This window comes from Klebsiella sp. S69 (assembly GCF_016516145.1).
In the GTDB taxonomy this organism is placed as follows: Bacteria; Pseudomonadota; Gammaproteobacteria; order Enterobacterales; family Enterobacteriaceae; genus Klebsiella; species Klebsiella oxytoca.
Genome location: NZ_JACVUU010000062.1, coordinates 1 through 2,514, shown reverse-complemented (window position 1 = coordinate 2,514; position 2,514 = coordinate 1). Strand labels below are relative to the sequence as shown.

The window sequence follows — 2,514 nt, the reverse complement described above, 5'->3', positions numbered from 1 at the left end:
TATGTTCATGGTCAGGAAATTTTTAAAACGATAATTCAATTTCCTAACCATGAACATTTCTGAAGCCGGGTGACATAAAGACCTCTTCGGGAATGAAATTCATTTGATATTAGTATATTACATGATTACGGGGTCAGCGCCGTCCTGGTATGCGTTTTTGTTATATGACACTTTTTTCGCCATCACAGCAGTGGTTTACCGTGGAGCGGCATAAAGAGGCTTGCAAAAACAAGCAGCCGGTAAAATAATTACTGTATACATGTACAGCAAAAGAAATAAAACGGTGAAATTCACACCTGCAGCACTCAACCCCGGAATACTCACGATTCCGCTTTTCACTGAACGATGCGCGGCAGGTTTCCCCTCCCCTGCAGCCGATTACACCGAATCAGAACTGGACCTCAACGAGTACTGTATTCGCCGGCGCCACTCGACCTATTTCGTCAGAGCCATAGGAAACTCGATGACGGACTTCGGTCTTTACTACGGCGATCTGATGGTCGTCGATAAAGCGGAAAAACCCCGGCATGGCGATATCGTTATTGCCGAGATGGAGGGAGAATTTATCGTCAAGCGACTTCTGCTGACCCCCCGCCCTGCCCTGCTGGCGATGAACCCGGCATATCCTGACCTGTACCCGGACCCGGAGACGCTGCAGATATTTGGCGTGGTGACCGCGTTTATTCATAAAACACGGGGCACGGACTGATGTACGCCCTGGCCGACGTGAATTCGTTCTATGCCAGCTGCGAGAAGGTGTTTCGCCCTGACCTGCGTGACCAGCCGGTCGTCGTTCTCAGTAATAACGATGGCTGCGTGATTGCGCGTTCGAAGGAAGCAAAGCAGATGGGGATCAAAATGGGCATTCCCTGGTTCCAGCTGAAGGCCATGCAGTTTCCGAAGCCTGTCATCACGTTCTCCAGCAATTATGAGCTCTATGCGAGCCTTAGTAATCGCGTGGTTGCGCTGCTGGAAGAATTATCCCCGCGGGTGGAACAATACAGTATCGACGAATGTTTCCTGGACGTCAGCGGTATCAGCCACTGCATGGACCTGGAACAGTTCGGCATGCAACTGCGTGAGCACGTTCGCAATGGCACGGGCCTGACGATTGGAGTCGGTATCGGCGCCACAAAAACGCTGGCGAAGTCGGCGCAGTGGGCATCAAAAGAGTGGCCGCAATTCCGCGGCGTGCTGGCGCTGACTCCGGCCAATCCGCGGCGAACGGCAAAGCTGCTATCCCTGCAGCCGGTTGAAGAAATATGGGGTGTAGGAAACCGGATAGCGAAGAAACTGCAGGTGATGGGGATCACCACGGCGCTGCAGCTGTCCTTGACTAACCCGACGTTCATCCGGAAAAACTTTAACATGGTACTCGAGCGAACGGTTCGGGAACTGAACGGAGAGAGCTGCATTTCGCTGGAGGAAGCTCCGCCGCCCAAACAGCAGATCGTCTGCAGTCGCAGCTTCGGGCAGCGGATCATCGCCTATGATGAGATCCGTCAGGCCATATGCCAGTATGCTGAACGGGCAGCTGAAAAACTGCGCGGTGAGCGCCAGTACTGCCGGCACATTTCCGCATTCATAAAAACCTCGCCGTTCGCCGTCAAAGAACCGTACTACGGAAATATCTCAACGGAAAAACTGAGTACGCCAACGCGCGACACCCGGGACATTATCGCTTCTGCGGTTAACGCGCTGGACAGGATCTGGGTACCAGGCCATCGCTACGCAAAAGCCGGAGTCATGCTGAACGATTTCAGTCCAAACGGGGTCTCTCAGCTGAACCTGTTCGATGAGATACAGCCACGGCCGCACAGTGATGAACTGATGAAAGTCCTCGATGGCATTAATCACTCAGGTTTTGGTAAGATCTGGTTTGCTGGCAGAGGTATTGCTTCTAAGTGGCAGATGAAGCGGGAGATGTTGTCGCCGGCATATACAACCCGCTGGAAAGAGTTACCGGTCGCCAGGTTTTAAACCGGAGTGGCTTAGCCCGGGTCTGGCTTGCATGGCCACCAGGATGGGTACAAGCACCAGTGCTCTCGCCTATTAGATGGTTCGCAGATATTGTGTCTGTCATACTACCGTCAGCCTTTACCAAGGTCCGTAGCGATGAAACATTGGACGTAACCGATCAGATAATCCAGCGGCCAGCCAGACATGAGGGATATACGCCCCGGCATCTAAATTCTGCCACTAGTTCTCTGCAGTAACCACCGCAGAAGCTCAGTTCACGATTCAGGCTTGAGTAAACACAATTGCCATCAACCGTTCGCGGTTGTAATCACAGTCGGCAACACGCAACTCGCCAAGAAAATTGTTTGTCTCCTGTCTAGCAATCTCTTTTTCACTCACTAGAGGCCTGCAGATGCGGAGTGTCCCCATATCCTTAGTTCAATTCACGGCGCATTTAAGCCCGAGCCTGTAGAGTATAGAGCGCGGCATTCTGCTCAAGTGGGGCCACGGTCCCAGCTGGCTGACCGGCGGAGAATGCATGGACTAAGTGGGACC

2 protein-coding genes are annotated in these 2,514 nt (G+C 52.7%); both read left to right on the top strand.

What is annotated here, in order from left to right:
• Nucleotides 1-259: 259 nt before the first annotated feature.
• Nucleotides 260-709, top strand: coding sequence for a translesion error-prone DNA polymerase V autoproteolytic subunit (gene umuD, locus IAE27_RS29155; RefSeq protein ID WP_200093413.1), 450 nt, complete (start codon nt 260-262; stop codon nt 707-709).
• Nucleotides 709-1,980 carry a Y-family DNA polymerase gene (locus IAE27_RS29150; RefSeq protein ID WP_200093412.1) on the top strand — a complete coding sequence of 424 codons (1,272 nt, stop codon included), beginning with the start codon at nt 709-711 and terminating at the stop codon, nt 1,978-1,980. The genes umuD and IAE27_RS29150 overlap by 1 nt, the downstream gene beginning before the upstream one ends.
• The last annotated feature ends 534 nt before the right edge of the window (nt 1,981-2,514 follow it).

Coding starts and splice junctions, on each gene's coding strand:
- umuD (WP_200093413.1), top strand. CDS start 260: ATGTACAGCAAAAGAAATAAAACGGTGAAATTCACACCTGCAGCACTC.
- IAE27_RS29150 (WP_200093412.1), top strand. CDS start 709: ATGTACGCCCTGGCCGACGTGAATTCGTTCTATGCCAGCTGCGAGAAG.